Below are 23,366 nucleotides of genomic sequence, written 5' to 3' on the forward strand. Positions count from 1 at the left end.
GGAAGACCGTTTATGAACGGCACCCGTTGTGGTCGGTCGACGGAACCTGGGAACGACTGCTCAAGGAGGTCCAGCCCGATGGAGATGGGGATGCCGGCGTCCAGGAGGGCGCGGGTCCCGGCCATCGTCTTGTCGTAGTCGCCGCGGATCCGCTGGAAGTAGGCGCGCGGGCCTTCCCAGCCCACGTTGGCGTAGGCGACCTTCCCGGCGATCGCGCGGGCGTGGTCCTTGCCGTGCGTGGCGTTGGTGGGAATGGCGAGGATCGCGTCCTTGTGCCACATGTCGACGATGTCGCCGAAGTCCCGTCGCATCAGCGGCTCTCCGCCGGACAGGAACACCCTGCCGACGCCCGCGAGGTTCTTACGCATGACGTCGAGCTGCTCGATGGTGGGGTCCGGCATCTGGAGGATCTCGGAGCACATGGTGCAGTCGAAGTCGCACCGCTTGGTGACCTGGACGATCACGGACAGCGGGACGGTGGCGGCCGCAGCGACGGCGGAGACGTCCAGGTCGGCGTTGGCGGTGAAGTGGTGGCCGTTGTCCGAGAATCCGACGCCGTCGGTTCCGACGGTGCGGTGCTGCTGTGCGGGCACGGTGGGCAGGCCAAGGTCAGTCATGATTCTCCGTCTACTGGTCGGTGGGTCGTCTGTTTCACCGGGCGGTCACCACAGGGAGCGGGCGCCCGGTAGTCGAGGGGCCGGCGGCGGTCGGTCGGCGCGGGCATGGCGTTTGACCGTGTTCAGGGACAGTTGCAGTCGGCGGGCGCATTCGAGCAGGCTCACATGCTGCTGGAGAAGGCCATGGACCTGATGCCAACGCTCGAGCGTCGTCTCGGCTCGTGGTCCTTCATGGATTGGGGTGTCCAGCACGGCGGCTCAGCAGGTGCTGTGTGCCTTGACCTCGCTCAGGGCGGTTTCGCAGAGGTTGTGCCACAAGGCCACCGGTCGCTGGCCTGCACTGCGTCGGGCAGGGCACGGCGGATGGCTTCGGCGTAGGTCGCGGAGCCGTCGCGGCATACGACCTCGACGCCCGGATGCTCGCGCAGCCATGCTTCCAGCGTGCTGGCCGTCCGGTCGGGCAGCACGTCAATCCGCTCATGAGTTTCCGCGTCGATCACCACGGTCGCGTAGCGGTGGCGCCGGCGCAGGGCGAAATCGTCGACACCGATCACGCGGGGCACTCGCCCGGTGGGCAGCGCAATGCGAAGCAGGGAGCGCAGGGCTGTGTGACGCGACAGGCCCATCGTGAGTATCACCAGCAGACGCGATCCCGCACGCCGCTAACTCTTTGACGACGGCCTTGATCTGCCTGGTCAGACGGGTTGTGCGCCGCTGGTATCGCTCCAGTACCCCCGGCAACTGCTCGCGAAAGGTGTGGCGGCAGCCGCGGGTCGGACACACCAGACGTCGAACCCGGACACGGACCACGACCCGCCGGCCGTCGATCGGCAGGTCAGCAACCGTCCGCCAGTGATAGCCGTGCACCCGCCCCGACAAGGCCCCGCACACCGGGCAGACCGCGGTCGAACCCGGAGTCCGTGCCCTCACGACCACGCGCTCGCCCTCGTCGACCACACCCTCGATGACCAGCGGGGATATCCCCGAAAACACCGTCGCCACCAGCTTGTTGAGACTCTTCACGCTCAGATCAACGACCCGTGCCACTCTGTGTCACCACCGAATGTGAGACAGGGCCGCAGTAACTACAGAGATAGTCTCCCCCAACCTCCCCATCGCAGGTCACCGGCCCTGCGCTGCGCCGGCAGAGATAGCCCCACAACCTTGCCCCATACACCCGCGCCCCATCGGCCACGACCTCCACCACCGATGGCCTTACCGGCCCTCTGCAGCGACTCCCCGTCAAGCTCACACGCACCGAACAGCTCGCACCCAGGCAAACCTTCGCCGGCAAACGGGCCTCAGCTTGATCTTTAACCTCGTTGTTCTTTCAAGCGGACGTGTTCGGTGAGTGTCTCTGCTCGCTTTACCGTTTTGCCGGGCTCGTGTCGTGGGGCTGGCCTGCGGTTTTTCGATCCGGGTGGGCGTCCGGGGCCGGGCAGGGACGGTTGGGGCACGCCTGCGGGCTGGGCGGTCTTCGCGCGGAGGTGCCGGAACCCGCGGCGGACTCGGGCTGGAGTGAGTCGGCGGGGTTCCGCAGGCCGTTCCCAGGGGCGGCGGAGGTCCTCGGCGAGGGGGCGGGCGAGGCGGAGCTGGGTGTGGGCGGCGATGATCAGCCAGGTCCACAGGTCGGCGGTGTGCGGGTCGCGGACCTTCGGGACGGTCCACCCGAGGGTCTGCTTGAAGAGGCGGAAGGTGTGCTCGAGGTCGAAGCGCCGGAGGAATGCCTGCCACCGCAGGTCGATGTCCTGGCCCGTCATCCCGGTCTTGGAGGACCACAGCCAGACCGGTTTCGGGTCACGGTCACCAGGGAGATACTCGACCTTCAATCGGATCAATGTGCCGTGGATCAGAGGGAGTTCGCCGCAGTGGTCGAGCCAGGGGCCTCGGGCTTGCAGGCGTGGGTGCATGCGGTCCCAGGCGAGGGTTGCGGCCGCGCCGTAGTGGGTGGTGGTGCTGGCGGTGGTGTGGTCGGGTGTGTGCCAGGAGTCGGGTTTGGAGAAGGTGATGACGCCGCCGTGCTTGCGGGGCTGCCCGCCGCGTGGGGTGGAGCGGCGTGGGCCGGCGTCGCGGAGCATGACCCGGTCCGAGCGCAGCCGGCCGACCAGCTCGACGGGCAGGTCGGCCAGGACGTAGGCGAGTCGGGTGACGTCGTAGCCGGCATCCACGACGACGAGGATGTCCTGGTCGCCGGGCTTCCACTGGCCGGCCTTCAGGAGCCGGGTGATGACGTCGCGGAGCTGGGAGGCGGTGACCGCGGTGGCGTCGTCGGCCGGGCCCAGACGGATCGCGTCCAGTACCGCGGTCCACGAGGTCCGGCCCGTTTCCAGGGCCGCGACGAAGGAGTACGGCCAGCCGGGGATCATCTGGTCCGCACTGCGGCCTCGCCCGTATACGTGGCAGAACAGCAGGTCCGGGCTGGTGGGAGCGTCGGGCCGCAGCCAGTTGCTCACATCAACCGCGAGGACGATCCGCCCGTCGGCAGCCCTCGGCAACGGCGTGGAGGCGACCAGCCGGCGCAGGCGGCGCGGTTCCAGCCAGCCGTGGTTGACGGCGTCGTACATCGCTCCGTGTCCGCGCCGGTGCTCGGCCGCCAGCGTCAGCTCGACCAGCGACCTGACCGGCCCGTCGGCACATAGCGCCGCGTCGACGAGCTCGAAGAGCGCGTCAGCCCGGGAGTAAAGGCAGTCGTAGAACTCGACACGAAAGCGGGACAACACGCCCAATGCCTCGCGTCCGGACACCTCAGCAGACAGACTCATACGCAGCGGCCGTTCTCTGGTACCTCGTGACTCGACATCTCGAAGCGTGGAGAACGGCCGCCTTCGCTGTCCCGGGAAACACCGCAGATCAGCAGGTCGGGTGACGAGCGAGGTTAAAGATCAAGCTCAGAACCCGTTGTTCTATCGATCGTGGGAGCGCTTGGGTTCGAACAAGGTTCTGGTCCGGGTGATATTCCGGTGGTCCGGGCATAAAGGCAGGGCCTCTTGGTAGCTCGGGGGTGCGACCCCATCCGGGCAGTTCCAGGAGACCCTGTTGCCACAGCTTTGCGCGTCCGAGCTCACCGCGTCCAACCCGGCTGCCCCATCGTGTGACTGCATCGCGCACGTGTATGGAAATGCCGCTGATCACGCTGGCCGCAGGCGGCGCTATCCGTCGGACATGACGGACGCGGAGTGGGCGGTCATCCGTCCGCTGCTGCCGGTGCCGGCCTGGCTGGAGGGCCGGGGCGGGCAACCGGAGGGCTACTGCCACCGCGAGATGCTCGACGCGGTCCGCTACCTCCTCGACAACGGCATCAAGTGGCGGGCCGTTCCTGCCGACTTCCCTTCCTGGACCGCCGTCTATGCCTTCTTTCGCCGCTGGCACCGCCAGGGGCTGATCTCCGAGTTCCACCACCGGCTCCGGGCCAGGGTGCGTGAAATGTCGGGACGCGAAAAGGAGCCGACGGCCGCGATTATCGACTCGCAGTCCCTGCGGGCAGCCGACACCGTCGGTGCCGGCTCACGCGGCTGGGACGCGGGAAAGAAGGTCGGCGGCCGCAAGCGCCACGTGGTGGTGGACTGCCTGGGCATGCTGCTGGCCGTGACGGTCACGCCGGCGTCCGTTCAGGACCGCGACGCGGCCGCGCCTGCGCTCGCACAGCTCCGCCGGCTCCACCGGAAGATCACGCTGGTTTGGGCCGACAGCGGCTACGCGGGCCAGCTCGTCGACTGGGCCAGGGAAACGCTCCGCCTCGCACTGACCATCGTCCGACGCACCGATACCGCCCCCGGGTTCGTTGTCCTTCCCCGCCGGTGGGTCGTCGAGCGGACACTGGCCTGGCTGATGCACCGCCGGCGCCTGGTCCGCGACTACGAACGTCTGCCCGCCACCCACGAGACGATGGTCATGTGGTCCATGAGGTGATCCCCGTGGTGTGGACACACCTGACAATGGATCTTGTTGATCCTGGAAGGTGTAAATCCACGTGGCAAGGCCCTCGAAGTACAGTGCGGAGTTCCGGTCCGACGCGGTCGCGTTGTGGCGGGCCTCGGCCGGCAGGCGGACGTTTCGGGACGTCGCGGCCGATCTGAACGTCAACCCCGAGACGCTGCGGACCTGGGTGCGTGACGCCGAAGACCGTCCGGTCGCCTCCGGCGCGTCGCAGGACACCGAGGCCGAGCTGGCCCGGCTGCGGGCGGAAAACGCCAGGCTGGCCAAGGCGGAGAAGGAATGGCAGCTCGAGCGGGAGATCCTGCGACGGGCAGCCGCCTATTTCGCGCGGGAGATGAAGTGAGGACCGCCGCTTGGGACTTCGTCTCCGCCCACGCCGAGATGTACGGCATCAAGCGGATATGCCGGGTACTGGAAGTTTCCCGCTCGGGCTACTACCGGTGGATCGCCGGCGCCCAGGCGCGGGCCGAGCGGCAGGGAACCGAGGACGCCCTGGTCGCCGAGATCCGCGAAATCCATGCCGAACACCGCGGAAACTACGGCGCGCTCCGAGTCCATGCCCAACTGCGGGGCTTTGGGTACACGGTCAACCGCAAGCGCGTGGCCAGGCTGATGCGCAAGCACGGCATCGTCGGCCGCCACCTGCGGAAAAAGAAGCGCACCACGATCCCGGACCGCCTGGCGCCGCCGGTGCCAGACCTGCTCCAGCGGGACTTCACCGCCGGCACGCTGGACGAGAAGTGGTGCGGCGACATCACATACGTGCAGGTCGGAACCGCATGGCTCTACCTCGCTTGCGTCATCGACATCCGATCCCGCCGGGTACTCGGATGGTCGATGGCCCCGCACATGCGGGCCGAGCTCGTCATCGACGCACTCCAGGCCGCGGTCGCGACCCGCGGCGGCGACGTCACCGGAGTGATCTTCCACGCGGACCGCGGATCGCAATACACCTCGGCCGCGTTCGCCCAGGTCTGCGATCGGTACGGCATCCGCAGGAGCATGGGCCGGGTCGGCTCCAGTTACGACAATGCCCTGGCCGAGAGCTTCTGGCAGGGCCTGAAACGAGAAACGATGCACCGGAAGCTGTTCTCGACGTTCCGTCAGGCGAGGCTGGAGATCTTCCAGTGGCTCACCTACTACAACGCCCGCCGACGCCACAGCGCGCTGGACTACCTCTCCCCAATGGAGTTCGAACAGCAGCACCACAAGACAGTTAAACTCTCACTCGCAGCATGACCCCTGTGTCCACATTCCGGGGGTCACCTCATCCATGACCATGGTGATGGGACGCCGCCTCGCCCGCAGCCGTCCGCACTCACCGGGCGTCCGGCCCCGCGGCTGAACCAGGGCCTGCGGCGAACAGCCCCTGCTCGGCCACTGCCCACCCCCGGGCCACCAGACGCTTAGCCATCGACCGGACACATTCGATCTTCGCCGGCACCGCTTCCCGGCCCAGGGCCACCGTCAGGTCCCTTGCCCGCATCGGGCCGCCGGCCGCCCCGGCCGCCAGCACGGCAAGCAGACGCTGGTATTCCTCGGGCAGCACGCGGGCCGAGAGCCCCTCACGATGGCGTGGCACCACCATGACCCCCATCGGACCGCCGCCCACACACGCCTGGGGCGCCTCCTGCACCTGAACGACAGGCCCGTTCAGGACCTCGGTCACCGTCTCGCGCGCGATGACCAGCCGTTCCAGACCGGCTTCCGCCTCACCGAGCGCGGCCAGGACACGATCAGCCTCCTCCCGAAGCCGCTCGATCACCTCCCGCGCAGCCGACTCCTTCGCCTCCAGCAAACCCAGTACCGACGCCATCACACGCCCCCACAAGCACTCCAACAGGACGATGCATCCCTGCCTCGCCGGACCGACCACCACTCCCACCAGCGGAAACTCAACGATCACGTTCGAAAAGACAACGGGTTCTTAGCTTGATCTTTAACCTCGTTGTTCTTTCAAGCGGACGTGTTCGGTGAGTGTCTCTGCTCGCTTTACCGTTTTGCCGGGCTCGTGTCGTGGGGCTGGCCTGCGGTTTTTCGATCCGGGTGGGCGTCCGGGGCCGGGCAGGGACGGTTGGGGCACGCCTGCGGGCTGGGCGGTCTTCGCGCGGAGGTGCCGGAACCCGCGGCGGACTCGGGCTGGAGTGAGTCGGCGGGGTTCCGCAGGCCGTTCCCAGGGGCGGCGGAGGTCCTCGGCGAGGGGGCGGGCGAGGCGGAGCTGGGTGTGGGCGGCGATGATCAGCCAGGTCCACAGGTCGGCGGTGTGCGGGTCGCGGACCTTCGGGACGGTCCACCCGAGGGTCTGCTTGAAGAGGCGGAAGGTGTGCTCGAGGTCGAAGCGCCGGAGGAATGCCTGCCACCGCAGGTCGATGTCCTGGCCCGTCATCCCGGTCTTGGAGGACCACAGCCAGACCGGTTTCGGGTCACGGTCACCAGGGAGATACTCGACCTTCAATCGGATCAATGTGCCGTGGATCAGAGGGAGTTCGCCGCAGTGGTCGAGCCAGGGGCCTCGGGCTTGCAGGCGTGGGTGCATGCGGTCCCAGGCGAGGGTTGCGGCCGCGCCGTAGTGGGTGGTGGTGCTGGCGGTGGTGTGGTCGGGTGTGTGCCAGGAGTCGGGTTTGGAGAAGGTGATGACGCCGCCGTGCTTGCGGGGCTGCCCGCCGCGTGGGGTGGAGCGGCGTGGGCCGGCGTCGCGGAGCATGACCCGGTCCGAGCGCAGCCGGCCGACCAGCTCGACGGGCAGGTCGGCCAGGACGTAGGCGAGTCGGGTGACGTCGTAGCCGGCATCCACGACGACGAGGATGTCCTGGTCGCCGGGCTTCCACTGGCCGGCCTTCAGGAGCCGGGTGATGACGTCGCGGAGCTGGGAGGCGGTGACCGCGGTGGCGTCGTCGGCCGGGCCCAGACGGATCGCGTCCAGTACCGCGGTCCACGAGGTCCGGCCCGTTTCCAGGGCCGCGACGAAGGAGTACGGCCAGCCGGGGATCATCTGGTCCGCACTGCGGCCTCGCCCGTATACGTGGCAGAACAGCAGGTCCGGGCTGGTGGGAGCGTCGGGCCGCAGCCAGTTGCTCACATCAACCGCGAGGACGATCCGCCCGTCGGCAGCCCTCGGCAACGGCGTGGAGGCGACCAGCCGGCGCAGGCGGCGCGGTTCCAGCCAGCCGTGGTTGACGGCGTCGTACATCGCTCCGTGTCCGCGCCGGTGCTCGGCCGCCAGCGTCAGCTCGACCAGCGACCTGACCGGCCCGTCGGCACATAGCGCCGCGTCGACGAGCTCGAAGAGCGCGTCAGCCCGGGAGTAAAGGCAGTCGTAGAACTCGACACGAAAGCGGGACAACACGCCCAATGCCTCGCGTCCGGACACCTCAGCAGACAGACTCATACGCAGCGGCCGTTCTCTGGTACCTCGTGACTCGACATCTCGAAGCGTGGAGAACGGCCGCCTTCGCTGTCCCGGGAAACACCGCAGATCAGCAGGTCGGGTGACGAGCGAGGTTAAAGATCAAGCTCAGCCACGGCCGACCGGCTTGGGGCACGGGTGTCTTCGACAGCATGGTTTGGCCCCACCAGTCGGGGAGGCACGGTTTGGGCTGGCCCCACCCCTCTCGTCAGACTGCCAACCGCGTGGGCACGGCGTCCGCCCGCCCTTAGGCCAGCACCTGGGCAAGGATCTCGCGGAACCGAGCCACGTCCTCGGCCGACGCCTCCAGGACGGCCTCGATCTCGCCCTCCTCCAGCCAAAGGTTCTCCACGCCTCGGGATCCAGCGAGATGCGGAGGACGTTGCCGTCCAGGACGGCATCGCGCACACATCCGTAGGCCGTCCCCTGGCCAGCAGTGACGAGACAGTGAGGATTTTCAGCGGTAGCTCTCCAGGGTGAGGACGGCTCTGGCTGCGTGTGTGAGCCAGTTGGGGCTGCAGCGGGCCCGGCGGAAGATCTTCCAGGTCTCCAGTCGTGCGATGCCGCGTTCGACGGGGTAGCGGAGTCTGGCGTGGGCCCGGTTGAGCGAGCGTTGGCCGACGGCGAGGTACTGGCCGGGCCGCCGTCGGCGGGGAACCGCGAACGTTCCACCGGCCCCGACGTAGCCGGGGTCGGCCAGAACCGGTGTCCCGACCCGGTCGTGGACGCCGTCGCGCTTTGCCCAATGCGCCGCGCAGGGCCGCGGCCTCGAGACATACGTGCGTCCCCAGCGCCTCACTGGCCGGGGCAGGGACACCGGGACCGGAGCCGGAGGCCGCGGGCGGGCGGCGGCCAAACTCACCGTGTAACCAGCAATTGAGCAACGGAGTCGTCCTGGCCCTGGTGACATGAAGGGAGTCACCTCACCTGGGTCTGTCGGGGAGAAGTGCACGGCTTCCCCATGTGCCGAGGGGAAGCCGCCCGGGCATGACTACAACCCGGATAGGAGGGAGACGCCTGTCCCCCCGTCTCTTGGCCTCTCTTCCCGGGGTGTCACGGACGCGCTGGTCAAGCGGGGCCGGTTACCAAAGGAGTGTTGCTCATGAAAGCTTATTTGGCGGCTTTCTCCGCCCATCTTGTCGATACCCCGTTCGTCGGCGGCGAGCGCTGGCTGCCGAGTCTGTACTGCCTGTACGGAACGGGCCACAGCCAACAGGTCATGTGTGACCGCTATGAGTGGGACCCGGCGTCCGGGAAGCCCTGGCGGGGGGATCAGCCCGCCGACACGTACTCGCTGCATGACCTGACCGGGGGGTATGACCAGTTCAGCGACGGCGGCACTGGCAACCTCCTGGACGCCGGCAAGCCCGTCGACGCCGCCCTCTGCCTGGGTGATGCGAGCACCGTCTACCTCTTCCAGGGCGGGAACTGCATCACCTTCTCCATCAGCAACCCCACGGGAAGCCGGCTGAAGACCCAGGGCTTCACCAGCTCCATCACGGATGTCTTCGGCTACGACTCCGGTGATGGGAACGGGAAGGTGTTTGCGTTCGGTTCGGTCGATGCCGCCCTGTACTCCCCGAATGATCACAAAATCTGGTTCTTCAATGGCTCCCAATGCGTACCGGTCGCCGACGACAATTACCAGTGGAACAGAAGCCAGTATCCCGTCCCTATCAGCACCGCGTGGAGCGGTCTTACCGCCGACTTCACCAACGGCATCGCCTGGGCCGCCACCACAAACGTCGTCACCGCCGCGAAGCCAGACGGCGTGTACCAGGACAGTGGCTACTTCGTCGAGAACGACAACTGGTGTGCTGTCACTCCCAGCACGGCCACTGCCACGGGTAGTGGCGGGGCCCTGTGCACCGACCCGGGCGACCCCAAATTCACCATCCCCGGCAACGCCAAACAGATCACCCTCGAACTCTGGGGACCCGGTGGCAACGGTGGCAACGGCGGCGCCGACGACGGCGGCGGCGGCGACGCCAGCGGCGGCGCCGGCGGCCACGGCGGCCCCGGCGCCTACATCAAACAGACCACCACCGCATCACCAGGCCCCAGCGGCGTCCACATCGGCGCCCGAGGCGACTGCACCTACTTCTACAGCAACGCCTTCAACCTCATCGCCGGAGCAGGAGGCGACGGCGGCGTCGGCGGCGACGCCGGCTACACCGGCCCCGGCGGCGGCGTCGGCGGCAACGGCGGCAACGGCGGCAACGGCGGCGGCTACGCCGGCTCCTACGCCGCCTCCTCCGGCAGCAACGGCACCTCCGGCAGCAACGGCGCCGCCGGCGGTGGCGGCACTGGTGGCGGCACTGGTGGCGGCCCCAACGGCCCCAGCACCGGAGGCGGGGGGACCACCGCCGGCAGCGCCGGCGGTGGCGGCGGCGCCGGCAGCAACGGCAGCAACGGCAGCAACGGCGGTGGCGGTGGCAACGGCGGCGCCGGAGCCACCGGCGTCCCCGGCGTCTCCGGCGGCCAGGGCGGTGCCGGCGGCAACCCCGGCGCCAACGGCAGCGGCCCCTGGGGCGGCGGCGGCGGTGGCGGCGGTGGCGGCGGCGGTCAGGGCGCGAGTCTTTATCCCGAGGGGGCGGTCTACAAGCCGTGCTCGGACAGCGATTCCCGCCTGGCCTACAACCAGCTGGGCGACGGCAGCGGCGCAGGTGGCCCGGGCGGCGCCGGTGGCGGCTACCCCGGCCGGTTCGGGGGGACCGGTGCCGCCCGTATTTCCTGGTCGGGTTGAACCTGAGTATCACCATGAACTGGTGTGCAGAATGCAGGTGGGCCCAAGCCAGGAATGGGCCTGAGCGGCTGACTATCGCTGCCGTGCCCGGCTGGCCAGGCGTCCCAGAGTTCGGGAGTCCGGAACTGTGAGGTTCGGTCGTAACGGCACTGGGGCGAGCCATTGAGCATTTTCAACGCGGCCACTGATTCCCAATGGTGTTGTCAAGCGGCGGTGGTGACCCACTGTGGTCGGGTCATACCGCTGTCGCGCCCGCGCGGGCCGCAGCGGTCTCGAAGAGCTTGTGGTCGCGCAGGAGTGCCCAGAGCACGTTCAGGCGGCGCCGGGCGAGGGCCAGGACGGCTTGCTTGTGGGACTTTCCCTCCGCGCGTTTGCGTTGGTAGTACCGCTTAGATTCAGGGCAGCATACGGCGGCGACCTGGGCAGAGAGATAGAACATTCGCAGCAGTCGCCTGCTGTAGCGCCTGGGCCTGCGGAGGTTACCGCTGACCTTGCCCGAGTCACGGGGGACCGGGGCCAGGCCGGCCACGCCGGCGAGCCGGTCGGAGCTACCGAACACGGACAGGTCTCCACCGGTAGCGGCGATGAACTCGGCGCCCAGCGTCATGCCGATGCCGGGCATGCTGGTGATCACCTCTGCGTCGGGATGCTCCCGGAACCGGGCCTCGATCTGGGCTTCGAGCTCCGATATTTCCTCGTCGAGGGCCGTCACCGCCGCGGCCAGCGTGTGGACCATCCGCGCGCAGGTCCCTTCCCCGGGAACGACGGTGAACTGGGCCTCTCCGGCGGTCACCGCGGCCCCGGCCGTGCTCCTGGCAGCGGTGCTGGTGCGCACGCCGTGGTTCTTCAACCAGGTCGTGAGCCGCGACCGGCCGATCCTTCGCAGGGCTGCCGGGGTTTGGTAACCGGCCAGCAGAATCAGCGCGCTCTTGGAGGTGCTCAGATCGAAGGCACGCTCCAGGGCGGGGAAGTACTCCAGCAGCTGCGCGCGGAGGCGGTTGATCGCGCGAGTGCGGTCGGCCGCGAGGTCGATCCGGCGCGCGGTCAAAATCCGGAGGTCTACTGCGATCTCACCGAGCTCCTGCAGCGGCTGCAGGTCACGGCGCATGCGGGCGGTGTCGGCGATGATGAACGCGTCCTTCGCGTCCGTCTTCCCGCTGCCCCGGTAGGCCGCTGAGGCGTGGTGCACGGTCCGGCCGGGGATGTAGAGCACCTTCTGGCCGTGGTTGACCAGCAGCGCGATCCACAAGGAGGCCCCGCCGGCGTTCAGGTCGACGGCCCAGGTGACCGGGCCGCCGTCGGCTATCCCCAATACGTCACCGAGGAGTTCGAGTAGTTCAGCCTCGCTGTTCGGCACACGCCGCGACAGCAGCGTCGTCCCGTTGGCGTCGATGACCGTGCAGTGGTGCTCGGCCTTCCCCGCGTCCGTCCCGGCCCACAATTCCGGCACCGATCCTCCTCCAACGTGGTGTTGTGTCCCAGCAGACGACTTCGCCGACGCATCCATACGAGCGATTCAGTTCGCGTATCCCAATTAGCGGCCGAGTCGTCGCGGGGTGCCGGGCGGCCAATCAGTGGAAGCCACATCATCGGCTATCGGGTGACAGCCATACCCAGCACCCCTGGGTGCTCCGATCCTACGAATGACCGGAACGGCCCACGACGAACGGTATGGATCGGGTGATGCCCGTGGTCGTGGGTTCGGGCAGAACAAACGGGGCTCCTCGGCAGTTGAGGGAGGTATCTCACACCTCATCTCGTCTGCCGGGGAGTTTCAATGACTGAGGATTTTCAGCGGTAGCTCTCCAGGGTGAGGACGGCTCTGGCTGCGTGTGTGAGCCAGTTGGGGCTGCAGCGGGCCCGGCGGAAGATCTTCCAGGTCTTCAGTCGTGCGATGCCGCGTTCGACGGGGTAGCGGAGTCTGGCGTGGGCCCGGTTGAGCGAGCGTTGGCCGACGGCGAGGTACTGGCCGGGCCGCCGTCGGCGGGGAACCGCGAACGTTCCACCGGCCCCGACGTAGCCGAGGTCGGCCAGAACCGCTGTTCCCAGGCGGATGCAGGTGGCGATGATGCGGTGCCGGCGCGCGGCCGTGAGGTCGTGGGTCCGGCCCGACAGGGCTCGTGAGATCCATAGGATCTTCCCCGTTGGATCGATGATGAAGTTTCCCCGTGATCTCGGACACTCGTTCGTTACGCGGCGAGGGTGTGCTGTTGCCGCTGTCGGGTCTCGGCTGGGGTGAGGTAGCCGAAGACCTTGTGCTTGCGGAGCCGGCGGCGGTTATAGAAGGTCTCGATGAAGTCGAAGACCTCGGCACGGGCGGTGGCCCGGTCGGGCCAGACGCGAGTGCCGATCTCTTCTTTGAGTAGGGCCCAGAAGCTCTCCGCGGCGGCGTTATCGAAGCAGGATCCGGTGCGTCCGCAGCTCTGGCGGAGGCCCAACTCGGCTATTTCACACCGGAATTGGTTGCTGGTGTATTCGCTACCGCGGTCCGAATGCACTATGCAGCCGGGCCTGAGGCGGCCGCGGCCGGCAGCCATCTTCAACGCGTCGACGACGAGGGTGGCGCGGTGGTGGTCGGCCATGGAGTAGCCGACGACCTCGCGGGTGGCCAGGTCCAGCCAGCAGGCGAGGTAGAGCCAGCCCTCGCCGGTGGGCAGGGCGGTGATGTCGCCGACCAGCTTCGCGCCGGGGATCTCGGCGTGGAAGTCGCGGCTGATCAGGTCCGGTGCCGGCTTCGCCTTCCTGTCAGGCCGGGTCAGCGATCGTCTCTTGCGACGGTGGGCGCCCTGGATGCCGTGCTCGCGCATCAGACGGGCGATGCGCTTGCGGTTCACGCACCGTCCCAGCCGCCGCAGTTCGGCGTGGATGCGCGGGACACCGTAGGTCTGGCGGGAGGCGACGTGGATGACGGCGATCTCGTGCACCAGGGCCTCGTCGGCTGCCAGGCGGGAGGCCCGGGACTTCGCCGCGGCGAGCCAGGCGTAGAAAGAGGAGCGGGCCACCTTCAGCAGCCTGCAGAGGAAAGCGACGCCGTGGGTGGTCTTCTCCGCCTCGATGAACGCGTACGTGTCGTTCACCGATCGCTCTCCTTCGCGAAGAAGACCGCGGCTTTTCGCAGTACCTCGATGGTCTTGGCCTGCTCGGCGGCGAGCTTGCGCAGCCGCTTGAGCTCCTCCCTCTCGGCCATGGTGAGCTCACCGGGCCGTCCCTCGCCCCGGTCCGTCTTGGCCTGGCGGTACCAGCCGCGCAGGGACTCCGAGCTGATGCCCAGGTCCCGGGCGACGGCGGTGACCGTCTTACCCGTGGAGTCGACGAGCGCGATCGCGTCCCGTTTGAACTCCTCGGTGTACCGCTTCGTGTACTTGCTTCCCACCTGGTGCTACTTCCTCTGGAACCTCGGGTCCCAGTCTCCAGGTGTCCACGATCAAGGGGAAGGTTCAATGACGACCTGCAGGTTCACTCCGTGCCGGCGGTGTTTTCCGGAGTAGTCGGCACGTCCGTCACCGACCCGGTCGCATTCGGCGAGGGTGCCGTCGACCAGGACGTATGCCGGCTTCACCGTGTCCGGCCTGCCCCGCAGGGCGGCCGTCAGTCCGGGTGCCCAGCGTGCGAGGAGGGCGACGACCTCCACGGGCATCACCCGATCCATACCGTTCGTCGTGGGCCGTTCCGGTCATTCGTAGGATCGGAGCACCCAGGGGTGCTGGGTATGGCTGTCACCCGATAGCCGATGATGTGGCTTCCACTGATTGGCCGCCCGGCACCCCGCGACGACTCGGCCGCTAATTGGGATACGCGAACTGAATCGCTCGTATGGATGCGTCGGCGAAGTCGTCTGCTGGGACACAACACCACGTTGGAGGAGGATCGGTGCCGGAATTGTGGGCCGGGACGGACGCGGGGAAGGCCGAGCACCACTGCACGGTCATCGACGCCAACGGGACGACGCTGCTGTCGCGGCGTGTGCCGAACAGCGAGGCTGAACTACTCGAACTCCTCGGTGACGTATTGGGGATAGCCGACGGCGGCCCGGTCACCTGGGCCGTCGACCTGAACGCCGGCGGGGCCTCCTTGTGGATCGCGCTGCTGGTCAACCACGGCCAGAAGGTGCTCTACATCCCCGGCCGGACCGTGCACCACGCCTCAGCGGCCTACCGGGGCAGCGGGAAGACGGACGCGAAGGACGCGTTCATCATCGCCGACACCGCCCGCATGCGCCGTGACCTGCAGCCGCTGCAGGAGCTCGGTGAGATCGCAGTAGACCTCCGGATTTTGACCGCGCGCCGGATCGACCTCGCGGCCGACCGCACTCGCGCGATCAACCGCCTCCGCGCGCAGCTGCTGGAGTACTTCCCCGCCCTGGAGCGTGCCTTCGATCTGAGCACCTCCAAGAGCGCGCTGATTCTGCTGGCCGGTTACCAAACCCCGGCAGCCCTGCGAAGGATCGGCCGGTCGCGGCTCACGACCTGGTTGAAGAACCACGGCGTGCGCACCAGCACCGCTGCCAGGAGCACGGCCGGGGCCGCGGTGACCGCCGGAGAGGCCCAGTTCACCGTCGTTCCCGGGGAAGGGACCTGCGCGCGGATGGTCCACACGCTGGCCGCGGCGGTGACGGCCCTCGACGAGGAAATATCGGAGCTCGAAGCCCAGATCGAGGCCCGGTTCCGGGAGCATCCCGACGCAGAGGTGATCACCAGCATGCCCGGCATCGGCATGACGCTGGGCGCCGAGTTCATCGCCGCTACCGGTGGAGACCTGTCCGTGTTCGGTAGCTCCGACCGGCTCGCCGGCGTGGCCGGCCTGGCCCCGGTCCCCCGTGACTCGGGCAAGGTCAGCGGTAACCTCCGCAGGCCCAGGCGCTACAGCAGGCGACTGCTGCGAATGTTCTATCTCTCTGCCCAGGTCGCCGCCGTATGCTGCCCTGAATCTAAGCGGTACTACCAACGCAAACGCGCGGAGGGAAAGTCCCACAAGCAAGCCGTCCTGGCCCTCGCCCGGCGCCGCCTGAACGTGCTCTGGGCACTCCTGCGCGACCACAAGCTCTTCGAGACCGCTGCGGCCCGCGCGGGCGCGACAGCGGTATGACCCGACCACAGTGGGTCACCACCGCCGCTTGACAACACCATTGGGAATCGGTGGCCAAGCTGAAAGAGCTCACTGAGTCAAGCCGTTTGTGCGGCTGGCTGGGCGGGGGTGAACTCCCGTCCATCGCGTAGAAGGGGGGCAAGCTCGCTACGTCCTGGAGCAACGCCGCGCTGGCCTCGTTCAACGGCAGGCCCCACGCCGTTTGGCCGAACGGCCAGGAGTACCAACTGCGGCACTCCACCTGCCCGGGCTGTGAGCGTTGATGCAGGCGCGCTCGGCTGGGGTGTCCTGGCGGGGCCAACCGACATGACGGCGAACCGTACGCTCCCGGCCGCACTTGGGCCCGATTCCTTCTGTTCCCGCCCGGCCGACAACCGGATCATGACGAACGCGGCGCCGACCACGGCGCCGGAGCCATGATGATCACGACGGAGGGGGCCCGCATGGGACTCGGAGCGTTCGCCGACTTCACCGGCACGTACGAAGTGGCCGACAGCGAAGGGTACGAGGAGTACCTCGAGTCGATCGGTCTCGCACCCGACGCCCGCAAGGACCTGGCATCGCCCGAGCAGATCCTGATGGTCATGCAGGAGGGCGACCACTACACGTTCAAGACCACCGGCCCCGCCCGCACCATCGTGTCGCAGTTCACCCTCGGCCAGGAGTTCGTCGAGAGCCCGTACGGCGCCCCGGTCAAAGGGATAGCCCGCCGCGACGGGAACCGCATCATCCTGCAGCAGAAGAATGCCACTGCCGGATTCGAGAGCACCACCGTCTTCATCATCGACGAAGAAGGCATCGACATGCACTTCTACGGCCCCAACAACACCGTCGCCAAGCGACGCCACAAGCGCCGCACCTGACAGCTGCAGCCAGGCGGGCCCGGGCCGCCGACGGCAGCCCCTCGACCCCGCCAGGTCCGTATCCGGCGCCCCGGCGAGGCGCTCACGGCCGAAGAAGCCGGTCTCCGCCGGCAACCCCACCCGGCACGTCGTGGCTCGGGGACGGGCTCGGTCCACTACGTTGTCCGCACGGCCAGACGCGTACCGCCGTTCACCCCCGCTCCCAGGCCCATGCTGCCAGGTGTGCACCTTGGTCAAAGTCTTCCGAGTCCCGCGCATCATCTTCCGTACAACGGCCTGTCGTCGTGCCGGTGGAGAGCGTGGCTCTGCCGGCGGGAGAACGTCATGCCGAAATCCCAGTCCACCGCTGAACAGCGAGCCCGCTGGGGCGCCAAGTACACAACCGCTCTGCGCGGCCATACCCGCGGGTGCCCGTCGGGCGGGCAGGTGGTCCAGTTCCTTGCCCGCAACCTGCACGACCCCGTCTACGTCATCGGCGGCATTGCAGCGGCCTGGGCCCGGCTGGGCCGGCGCGTTCTCCTCCTGCGCGATCGGGAACACGACGTGCGGATGCCGTTGCTTGAGCGGGTGAAGGGGAAGTGGGTGTCCGTCGAACCCCCCTCACCGCCCGGGCCGTACTCGGTTCCCCTCTGGACCCCTGTTCCTCACCAGGGAAGCCATGGACGGCTGGCCGTGCAGAACCTGGCCTGGTACACGGCTGAAGCCGGCCCAGGACAGCCCGCGAACTCACCCCCCCTGCGCGATGCGGTCGGCCACGCCCGTGAAGCCTTCGACCTGATCGTCCTGCTGCCGGACTTCATCCTGAGCGACCTGTGGCACCCCTACGACGTGGCAGACCACTTCATTGCCATCGCGGGAGTCGGCGATCTCCCCCGCACCGAGCGCCGGATCGCCCAAGCCGGCTCCAGGCAGGTTGTTCACCAGCCCCGGCTCACCCCGCAGCAGAGCGCCGCCGTCCTGCGCGACCGCCACGACGTCGCGGTCCATGGTCTGGTCTGCCACGGCGAAGCCGAGGCGCCCGCGACGGAACCGTCCTTCTACAGAGCTGTGGCGCAGGACATGAGCGACCGCGGCGTCCCTTTGCTCGGCTGGGTCGCACGGCCCAACCGACTCGTCGCGTTCGGGTCCCTCCCTTCCCAGAAGTCCCTGGAGGAAGCGGAGGACGACCTGGTCGCCGTGCACACCGTTGCCGCGCTCAGGATCCTCAGCCGCCTGTCCGCCGCCGACCGGCCTGCAACATAGACCCACGCCACCATCAACACGGAGGAGCAGTACCCACCGAGCCCCGTCCTACTGCCGGACCGGTCCGGCGAGTGTGCTGCCCAAGGGGAACGTCGCGGTAAACGCATGGTCTCGCCTTCCTGGCCAAGGCGGTCGGCAGCCCTCGGTCGATCGCTGGGCCTCTCGCTGGTCAGTTGTGGGGGCGCGTCTCGTACATTCGTACCGCTACCACCAGGCCGGAGGCGGCGGTGAGAGCGGCGATGGCCCAGATGGCGATGGTCAGGCCGTAGGCGTCGGCAAGGATCCCCGCGAGGAGGGCTCCGACGGCGAAGCCCCCGTCGCGCCACAGGCGGTAGACGCCGACGGCGCGGGCGCGCCAGGCGGGGTGGGCTACGTCGCCGATGACGGCGAGGAGGGTGGGGTACACGAGCGCGGTGCCGATGCCGAGGAGGACTTGGGCAGTGGCCCAGACGCTGAACGTGGTGCCGGCTGCGACGAGAGCGATGGCGGTGGCCTGGAGCAGCATGCCTGCGGTGATGAGGTGTTTTCGCCCGATGTGGTCGGACCACCAGCCCGTCAGCATCTGGCCGGCGCCCCAGACGGCGGGGTAGAGGGCGGCGAGGATGCCGATCTGGGCGATGGACAGGCCATGGGCGGCGAAGAGGAGGGGGAAAATGCCCCAGGCGAGGGCGTCGTTGAGGTTGTTGACCATTCCGGCCTGGCTGGCGGCGGACAGGGCTCTGTCCTTCAGGCTGGTGAGCCGTGCGACCTGCCCGGTGGTCAGTTCACCGTCGTCGGCACGGCCCGTCCGGGCGGTGTGGCGGGCGGCTTCGAGGCGGGCTTGGTCGCGGGTCTCGCGTACGGCGAGCGTGGACAGGCCCAGGGCCAGGATCACGTAGGTGGCGCCCAGGAGGAACGGCTGGGGGCGGAGTCCGGCGTGGTCGGCGATGGCGCCGGTGGCCATGGCGGTCGCCGCGACGGCGACGTAGCCGGCGGCTTCGTTGAAGCCCATGGCCAGGCCGCGTCGTTCGGGGCCGACCAGGTCGATCTTCATGATGACGGTGGTGGACCAGGTCATGCCCTGGTTGATGCCGAGGAGGATGTTGGCGGCGATGATCCAGCCCCAGGTGGGGCCCCAGGCGAGCATCGCCGGGACGGGGAGGGCAATCAGCCATCCGGCGATCAGGACCGGCTTGCGGCCGAAGCGGTCCGACCAGGTGCCGGCGAAGAAGTTGGTGACGGCCTTCGTCGCCCCGAACGCCACGATGTAGGTGAGGGCGGAGGTGTAGGCGGAGAGACGGAAGACGTCGTCGGCGAGCAACGGCAGGACGGTGCGTTCCTGGCCGAGCATGCCGCCGACCAGCGCGTTGACCGCGACGAGCAGGGTGAACTGGGCCAGGTTGGCGCGCAGCCCGAGCTGTATCGCGCCGGTGCCCGGGGTGGTTCGTGTGGTGGTCACGCGCCTGCCTTCTTCAACGGGCATCCAGTGGACGGGGGCGAGTCGGTGGGACCGCCGTCGAGGACGGCGAGATTCGTGTGGCCTGCCCGCTGGAGGATGCTGGCGGCGGTCATGGCACGTTCGTTGTGGCCGCAGGCGACGACGGCGCCCTTCGGGGCGTCGTCAAAGCGGGTGGCGAGTTCGCCGAGTTCGATGTGAACGGCGCCGGGCATGTGCCCCGGGATGTGTTCGCTCCGCTGGCGGATGTCGAGGACGGCGGGCGTGGTGATCTTGTCGGCGGTGAGCAGCTCGACGTGTTCCTGCGCTCCGCCACCGGCGGTCCAGGCGGGCATGCCGCCGTCGAGATGTCCCGTCGGCCGCTCGTACCCGGTCTTCAGGGCCTGCCAGGTCGGGTCATTCCGGTCCTGGCCGGGCGGGTGACGAAGCCGGGTGGGATGCCGTCGGGCCGCAGCCACCCCGGCCAGGTGGCGAACTCGGCGCGGAGCGGGATGGAGGTCGCCCCCGGGATGTGGCCGGCGGCGAAGTCCGCGAGCCGAGTCGTTCCTTCCCGGGGTCTGCCGTGCGGCGGACGCAAGGCCGCCGCACCGGAACTGCACCGTCCGGTCAGTACTGGGCAGTGCCGACCGGACGGAGAAGAGTCAGGCGAGGGCGAGGAAGAGTTTCTCCAGCTCCTCCTCTGTCATGGGAGGGGCGTCGGATCCCTCGGCCAGGCACTGCCGCATCCCGCTTGCCACGATCTTGAAACCGGCCCGGTCCAGGGCCCGTGAGACGGCGGCGAGCTGGGTCACGACATCCTTGCAGTCGCGGCCTGCCTCGACCATCGCGATCACGGCTGCCAGCTGCCCCTGGGCCCGTCGTAGACGGTTCAGGACAGGCCGTACCGATTCTTCGTCCACCTGCACGAGATCCTCCTTCGCCCCCCGACAAGAATACCCTATGGGGTATGAGTCAGAACTTTACCGTGTGTTCCGCGCACCCCTCCGCCGGATTGGAACGCCTTTGAGCGGACGGACTGTGAGCGGGTTCATTGACCGCGAGGCCCGCCGCAGCCGGGCGGCGACCGTGGCGGTCAGGGCGGTCCCGAGTCCCGCCCAGGCGACCGGGTGGGTCCACACGGCGGTGTCGAGCTGCTGTGCGAGCACGAAGACGCCCATGACGACGACGAACCAGCCGAACGCCCTGCGCAGCGCGTCCTGGGGAATCCGGCCCGCGAGCCGGCCTCCGACCAGGCTGCCGACCACCGCGGCGGCCGTCACGGTCAGCGCGAGACGCCAGTCGATCTCGACGCCGGAGAGGTGCCCGGCGAGTCCGGCGAAGGACTTCATCGCGATGACGAGGAGCGAGGTGCCGACCGCGATGCCCATCGGGAGCCCGCCGAGTATCGCGAGGGCGGGAACGACGAGGAATCCGCCGCCGGAGCCGACCAGGCCCGTCACCGCGCCGACGACGAGGCCCTCGACCGCAATGTGTTTCAGGGGCAGATCACTGTGTGCGGGCCGGGTCTCCTTCCGGCCGCTGCGGGACTTGCGGAGCATCGCGGCGGCCGTGGCCAGCATCATCAGCGCGAAGGCGACGAGCAGAACCGTGCCGGGAATGTACTCGGCGAGCCGCCCGCCCCCGTAGGCCCCGCCCATGCTGAAGGCGCCGAAGAGCAGACCGGTCCGCCAGCGCACCCGGTGGGCGCGTGCGTGCGGGACCAGCGCGGACAGGCTGGTGACACCGACCACGAAGAGCGAGGTGGCGATCGCCTCCTTGGTGTCCTGCCCGGCCAGGTAGACCAGGATCGGGACGGTCAGGATCGAGCCGCCGCCCCCGAGGATGCCCAGGCTGACGCCGACGAGCAGGGACGCGGCGACGATCAGGGCGGTCACGGTGTGCTCCGCAGCTCAGTGATCACCGTGCGGATGTCGGGGCGCGGGCCGCGGTTGTAGGGCAGCTTGGACAGCAGGACGCCCATCATGCAGGAGTTGCTGAGCGCCGCGTAGGTCAAGCCGGCACCGACGGCGGTGCCGATCAGGTGCGCACCCGGCACGAACACACCGACGAGGCCGGTGGCCAGGACGATCGAGCCGGCGACGAGCCGTACCTGACGCTCCATGTCCCACCGCTCGGGACCCCGGTTGACCGGCGCGCCCGCCGCCTCCCAGGCGACGATGCCGCCGTCCAGGACGCGGAGGTTCGGCAGGCCGGCCTCGGCCAGGGCCTTCTCGGCCTGGGCGGCACGGGCCCCGGAACGGCAGACGAGCACGACGTCCTCGTCGAGGTGGGTCAGCAGCTCGGCCCGGTGCTCGCGCAAGGTGTCCAGGGGCACGTTGTACGAGCCCGGGATGTGCGTCGTACGGAACTCACCGGGCGTGCGCACGTCGAGCAGCCGCGGCGCCCTCCCCTCCTGGACGAGCTGTGCCAGCACGGCGGGGGTGAGGGAGGGAAAGGGTGAGGGGGTGGTGCTCATGAGGGTCCTTTTCGGTCGAACCTATATACCCACAGGGGTATTTGTGGGCGCAGGGGTCCCGGCGGTCGACGGGGCCAGGGGGTGGGGGCCGCTACCGTCAGCCGTTGGCGGGCTCGGCCGCGCCGGCCGAATCCGCAGACAGGGCCCAGGCGGCGTACCCGCCGAGGATGTCGGAGACGTCGGTGAAGCCACGGTGGCGCAGCAGGCTCGCCGCGATGGAGGAGCGGTGGCCGCCGGCGCAGTGCAGGACGAGCGGCTGGTCGGTGGGCAGCTCGCCGCTGCGTGCGGGCAGTTCGCTCAGGGGGATGTGCAGGGCGGAGTCGATGAGGCCGTTGGCCTCGCGTTCGCCGCAGGTGCGGACGTCCACCACGGCGGGAGGGTTGTCCCCTGCGAGGGCGGCACGCAGATGCGCGGCGGTCACCCGGCTCGCCGGGGCGACCTCGTCGGCCCACGCCTCCAGGGTGTCCTCGGGGTTGCGCAGGTAGCCCACGACCCGGTCGAAGCCGATCCGGGCGAGCCGGGTGACGATTTCCTCCTCCCGGTTCTGCGGCGCCACGACGACCAGCTCGTCGGCCGGATCGAGCACCGTGCCCGCCTGCTCGGCGAACCGCCCGTCGGCGGGCACGTTCACCGCCCCGCGCAGGTGCCCGGCGGCGAACTCCTGCGGGTCGCGGGTGTCGACGACGACCGCGCCGGCGGCCCGCAGCTCGGCGAACTCGGCTTGCGACAGCGGCCGAGGGGCCGCCGAGGCGTCGTACCGGGCGCGGTCCTTGCGGTTGAGCTCGGCGTCGTAGGCGAAGTAGCCGGGCGCGGCCGACTGCCCGGCAGTGACGAGCGCGACGAACTCCTCGCGGCTCATCGGGGCGCAGGCGTAGTTTGTGGCGCGCTGCTCGCCGATGGTCGACTGCTTCTCCGTCGAGAGGTTCTTGCCGCAGGCCGATCCGGCGCCGTGCGCGGGGAAGACCCGCACCTCGTCGGCCAGACCCATCAGCTTGTTCTGGACGCTGTCGTGCAGCATCACACCCAGTTCCTCGGCGGTGACGCCGACGGAGGCGAGCAGGTCGGGGCGGCCAACGTCGCCGATGAACAGCGCGTCGCCGGTCAGCACGCCGTACGGGACGGGGTCCTCGGCGCGCTCGTACACAAGGACGCTGATCGACTCCGGGGTGTGCCCGGGCGTCTCCAGGATCTCCAGGGTGACGTCGCCGAGAGAGATCCGCTCACCCTCGGCGAGCAGGCGGATCGGGTACTCGGTCTCGGCCCGCCGGCCGTAGCCGATCCAGGCACCGGTCTCGTCCGCCATCTCCAGGTGGCCGGCGACGAAGTCCGCGTGGAAGTGCGTGTTGATCACGCCGACCACCGTGAACCCGTGCGCGGAGGCATCGGCCAGGTACTCGGAGACGTCCCGGCGCGGGTCTACGACCACGGCCTGACCGGTGGTCTCGTCGGCGATCATGTACGACGCCTGGGAGAGGCAGTCGAGGTAGTACTGGGTGAAGAACACGGCAATCCCTTCATGAGGAACGCGCACCACGAGCCGGGTGCGAGAGCGGTGGAGCAGGGGGCGGTTGCACGCCCGGC

The 23,366-nt window shown here is 68.9% G+C and carries 20 protein-coding genes and 3 pseudogenes; 6 read left to right on the forward strand and 17 right to left on the reverse strand.

Going from position 1 to position 23,366, the window contains the following annotated elements; all coding sequences use genetic code 11:
• Window positions 1-80: 80 nt before the first annotated feature.
• The 3 genes and pseudogenes from AC3IYJ_RS00380 to AC3IYJ_RS00390 form a co-directional block, all read right to left on the reverse strand.
• Window positions 81-617 (reverse strand): annotated as a pseudogene (locus AC3IYJ_RS00380) (radical SAM protein); the annotation flags it as partial.
• A 54-nt stretch (window positions 618-671) separates the two neighbouring features.
• Window positions 672-1,646: pseudogene (locus AC3IYJ_RS00385) on the reverse strand (ISL3 family transposase); the annotation flags it as partial.
• Window positions 1,647-1,930: 284 nt separating this feature from the next.
• Window positions 1,931-3,379, reverse strand: a complete 1,449-nt coding sequence (locus AC3IYJ_RS00390) for an NF041680 family putative transposase (protein WP_489399350.1) — start codon at window positions 3,377-3,379, stop codon at window positions 1,931-1,933.
• Between the two features lie 400 nt (window positions 3,380-3,779).
• Between AC3IYJ_RS00390 and AC3IYJ_RS00395 the strand changes: the two genes are divergently transcribed.
• Both AC3IYJ_RS00395 and AC3IYJ_RS00400 read left to right on the forward strand, forming a co-directional pair.
• The gene (locus AC3IYJ_RS00395) at window positions 3,780-4,526 is read left to right on the forward strand and encodes an IS5 family transposase (protein WP_489399351.1); all 747 of its coding nucleotides are present in this window, start codon (window positions 3,780-3,782) and stop codon (window positions 4,524-4,526) included.
• A gap of 61 nt (window positions 4,527-4,587) precedes the next feature.
• Window positions 4,588-5,792, forward strand: a protein-coding gene (locus AC3IYJ_RS00400) for an IS3 family transposase (RefSeq protein WP_489399112.1) whose coding sequence is annotated in 2 segments (ribosomal slippage) — window positions 4,588-4,828 and window positions 4,828-5,792 — 1,206 coding nt in all. Because the reading frame shifts where the segments join, the coding sequence is not laid out codon by codon here.
• A 79-nt stretch (window positions 5,793-5,871) separates the two neighbouring features.
• Here AC3IYJ_RS00400 and AC3IYJ_RS00405 read toward each other — a convergent pair.
• From AC3IYJ_RS00405 to AC3IYJ_RS00415, 3 genes are all read right to left on the reverse strand, one after another.
• The gene (locus AC3IYJ_RS00405) at window positions 5,872-6,459 is read right to left on the reverse strand and encodes a hypothetical protein (RefSeq protein WP_489399352.1); all 588 of its coding nucleotides are present in this window, start codon (window positions 6,457-6,459) and stop codon (window positions 5,872-5,874) included.
• 33 nt (window positions 6,460-6,492) lie between these two features.
• Window positions 6,493-7,941 (reverse strand): NF041680 family putative transposase, encoded by a 1,449-nt coding sequence (locus AC3IYJ_RS00410; RefSeq protein WP_489399350.1) that lies wholly within the window; start codon window positions 7,939-7,941, stop codon window positions 6,493-6,495.
• 475 nt (window positions 7,942-8,416) lie between these two features.
• Window positions 8,417-8,869, reverse strand: coding sequence for a transposase family protein (locus AC3IYJ_RS00415; RefSeq protein ID WP_489399353.1), 453 nt, complete (start codon window positions 8,867-8,869; stop codon window positions 8,417-8,419).
• 192 nt (window positions 8,870-9,061) lie between these two features.
• On the opposite strand from AC3IYJ_RS00415, the gene AC3IYJ_RS00420 reads away from it, so the two are divergent.
• Entirely contained in the window at window positions 9,062-10,705 is a 1,644-nt protein-coding gene (locus AC3IYJ_RS00420; protein ID WP_489399354.1) for a hypothetical protein, read from the forward strand.
• A 235-nt stretch (window positions 10,706-10,940) separates the two neighbouring features.
• On the opposite strand, the gene AC3IYJ_RS00425 is transcribed toward AC3IYJ_RS00420, so the two are convergent.
• The 5 genes and pseudogenes from AC3IYJ_RS00425 to AC3IYJ_RS00445 all read right to left on the reverse strand — a co-directional run.
• Window positions 10,941-12,155: an IS110 family RNA-guided transposase gene (locus AC3IYJ_RS00425; RefSeq protein ID WP_489399208.1), complete on the reverse strand. Its 1,215-nt coding sequence runs from the start codon at window positions 12,153-12,155 to the stop codon at window positions 10,941-10,943.
• A gap of 341 nt (window positions 12,156-12,496) precedes the next feature.
• Window positions 12,497-12,862 carry a transposase family protein gene (locus AC3IYJ_RS00430; protein ID WP_489402643.1) on the reverse strand — a complete coding sequence of 122 codons (366 nt, stop codon included), beginning with the start codon at window positions 12,860-12,862 and terminating at the stop codon, window positions 12,497-12,499.
• Window positions 12,863-12,894: 32 nt separating this feature from the next.
• Window positions 12,895-13,782 carry an IS3 family transposase gene (locus tag AC3IYJ_RS00435; protein ID WP_489396336.1) on the reverse strand — a complete coding sequence of 296 codons (888 nt, stop codon included), beginning with the start codon at window positions 13,780-13,782 and terminating at the stop codon, window positions 12,895-12,897.
• Window positions 13,779-14,078 (reverse strand): transposase, encoded by a 300-nt coding sequence (locus AC3IYJ_RS00440; protein ID WP_489396335.1) that lies wholly within the window; start codon window positions 14,076-14,078, stop codon window positions 13,779-13,781. Before AC3IYJ_RS00440 ends, AC3IYJ_RS00435 begins: the two co-directional genes overlap by 4 nt.
• 60 nt (window positions 14,079-14,138) lie before the next feature.
• Window positions 14,139-14,330: pseudogene (locus tag AC3IYJ_RS00445) on the reverse strand (IS5/IS1182 family transposase); the annotation flags it as partial.
• Between the two features lie 245 nt (window positions 14,331-14,575).
• Between AC3IYJ_RS00445 and AC3IYJ_RS00450 the strand changes: the two are divergent.
• The 3 genes from AC3IYJ_RS00450 (at window position 14,576) to AC3IYJ_RS00460 (ending at window position 17,895) form a co-directional block, all read left to right on the forward strand.
• A complete protein-coding gene (locus AC3IYJ_RS00450; protein WP_489399208.1) occupies window positions 14,576-15,790 on the forward strand; it encodes an IS110 family RNA-guided transposase in 1,215 nt (404 codons plus the stop codon).
• Between the two features lie 443 nt (window positions 15,791-16,233).
• Entirely contained in the window at window positions 16,234-16,653 is a 420-nt protein-coding gene (locus AC3IYJ_RS00455) for a lipocalin/fatty-acid binding family protein (protein ID WP_489399355.1), read from the forward strand.
• A 324-nt stretch (window positions 16,654-16,977) separates the two neighbouring features.
• Window positions 16,978-17,895, forward strand: a complete 918-nt coding sequence (locus tag AC3IYJ_RS00460) for a hypothetical protein (protein ID WP_489399356.1) — start codon at window positions 16,978-16,980, stop codon at window positions 17,893-17,895.
• Between the two features lie 169 nt (window positions 17,896-18,064).
• On the opposite strand, the gene AC3IYJ_RS00465 is transcribed toward AC3IYJ_RS00460, so the two are convergent.
• The 6 genes from AC3IYJ_RS00465 to AC3IYJ_RS00490 all read right to left on the reverse strand — a co-directional run bounded on the left by AC3IYJ_RS00465 (window position 18,065) and on the right by AC3IYJ_RS00490 (window position 23,289).
• Window positions 18,065-19,333, reverse strand: a complete 1,269-nt coding sequence (locus tag AC3IYJ_RS00465; protein ID WP_489399357.1) for an MFS transporter — start codon at window positions 19,331-19,333, stop codon at window positions 18,065-18,067.
• Window positions 19,330-19,788, reverse strand: a complete 459-nt coding sequence (locus AC3IYJ_RS00470; protein WP_489399358.1) for a rhodanese-like domain-containing protein — start codon at window positions 19,786-19,788, stop codon at window positions 19,330-19,332. The genes AC3IYJ_RS00465 and AC3IYJ_RS00470 overlap by 4 nt, the downstream gene beginning before the upstream one ends.
• A 183-nt stretch (window positions 19,789-19,971) precedes the next feature.
• Window positions 19,972-20,235: a metal-sensitive transcriptional regulator gene (locus tag AC3IYJ_RS00475; protein ID WP_489399359.1), complete on the reverse strand. Its 264-nt coding sequence runs from the start codon at window positions 20,233-20,235 to the stop codon at window positions 19,972-19,974.
• Between the two features lie 54 nt (window positions 20,236-20,289).
• A complete protein-coding gene (locus AC3IYJ_RS00480; RefSeq protein WP_489399360.1) occupies window positions 20,290-21,204 on the reverse strand; it encodes a sulfite exporter TauE/SafE family protein in 915 nt (304 codons plus the stop codon).
• Entirely contained in the window at window positions 21,201-21,785 is a 585-nt protein-coding gene (locus AC3IYJ_RS00485) for a rhodanese-like domain-containing protein (protein ID WP_489399361.1), read from the reverse strand. Before AC3IYJ_RS00485 ends, AC3IYJ_RS00480 begins: the two co-directional genes overlap by 4 nt.
• Before the next feature lie 97 nt (window positions 21,786-21,882).
• Complete coding sequence (locus tag AC3IYJ_RS00490) at window positions 21,883-23,289, reverse strand: MBL fold metallo-hydrolase (protein WP_489399362.1); 1,407 nt, start codon at window positions 23,287-23,289, stop codon at window positions 21,883-21,885.
• Window positions 23,290-23,366: the final 77 nt, after the last annotated feature.

The sequence above is a fragment of the Streptomyces sp. GL_140 genome (genome assembly GCF_057834465.1).

Coding starts and splice junctions, on each gene's coding strand:
- AC3IYJ_RS00390 (WP_489399350.1), bottom strand. CDS start 3,379: ATGAGTCTGTCTGCTGAGGTGTCCGGACGCGAGGCATTGGGCGTGTTG.
- AC3IYJ_RS00395 (WP_489399351.1), top strand. CDS start 3,780: ATGACGGACGCGGAGTGGGCGGTCATCCGTCCGCTGCTGCCGGTGCCG.
- AC3IYJ_RS00410 (WP_489399350.1), bottom strand. CDS start 7,941: ATGAGTCTGTCTGCTGAGGTGTCCGGACGCGAGGCATTGGGCGTGTTG.
- AC3IYJ_RS00415 (WP_489399353.1), bottom strand. CDS start 8,869: ATGTCACCAGGGCCAGGACGACTCCGTTGCTCAATTGCTGGTTACACG.
- AC3IYJ_RS00420 (WP_489399354.1), top strand. CDS start 9,062: ATGAAAGCTTATTTGGCGGCTTTCTCCGCCCATCTTGTCGATACCCCG.
- AC3IYJ_RS00455 (WP_489399355.1), top strand. CDS start 16,234: ATGGGACTCGGAGCGTTCGCCGACTTCACCGGCACGTACGAAGTGGCC.
- AC3IYJ_RS00460 (WP_489399356.1), top strand. CDS start 16,978: ATGCCGAAATCCCAGTCCACCGCTGAACAGCGAGCCCGCTGGGGCGCC.
- AC3IYJ_RS00485 (WP_489399361.1), bottom strand. CDS start 21,785: ATGAGCACCACCCCCTCACCCTTTCCCTCCCTCACCCCCGCCGTGCTG.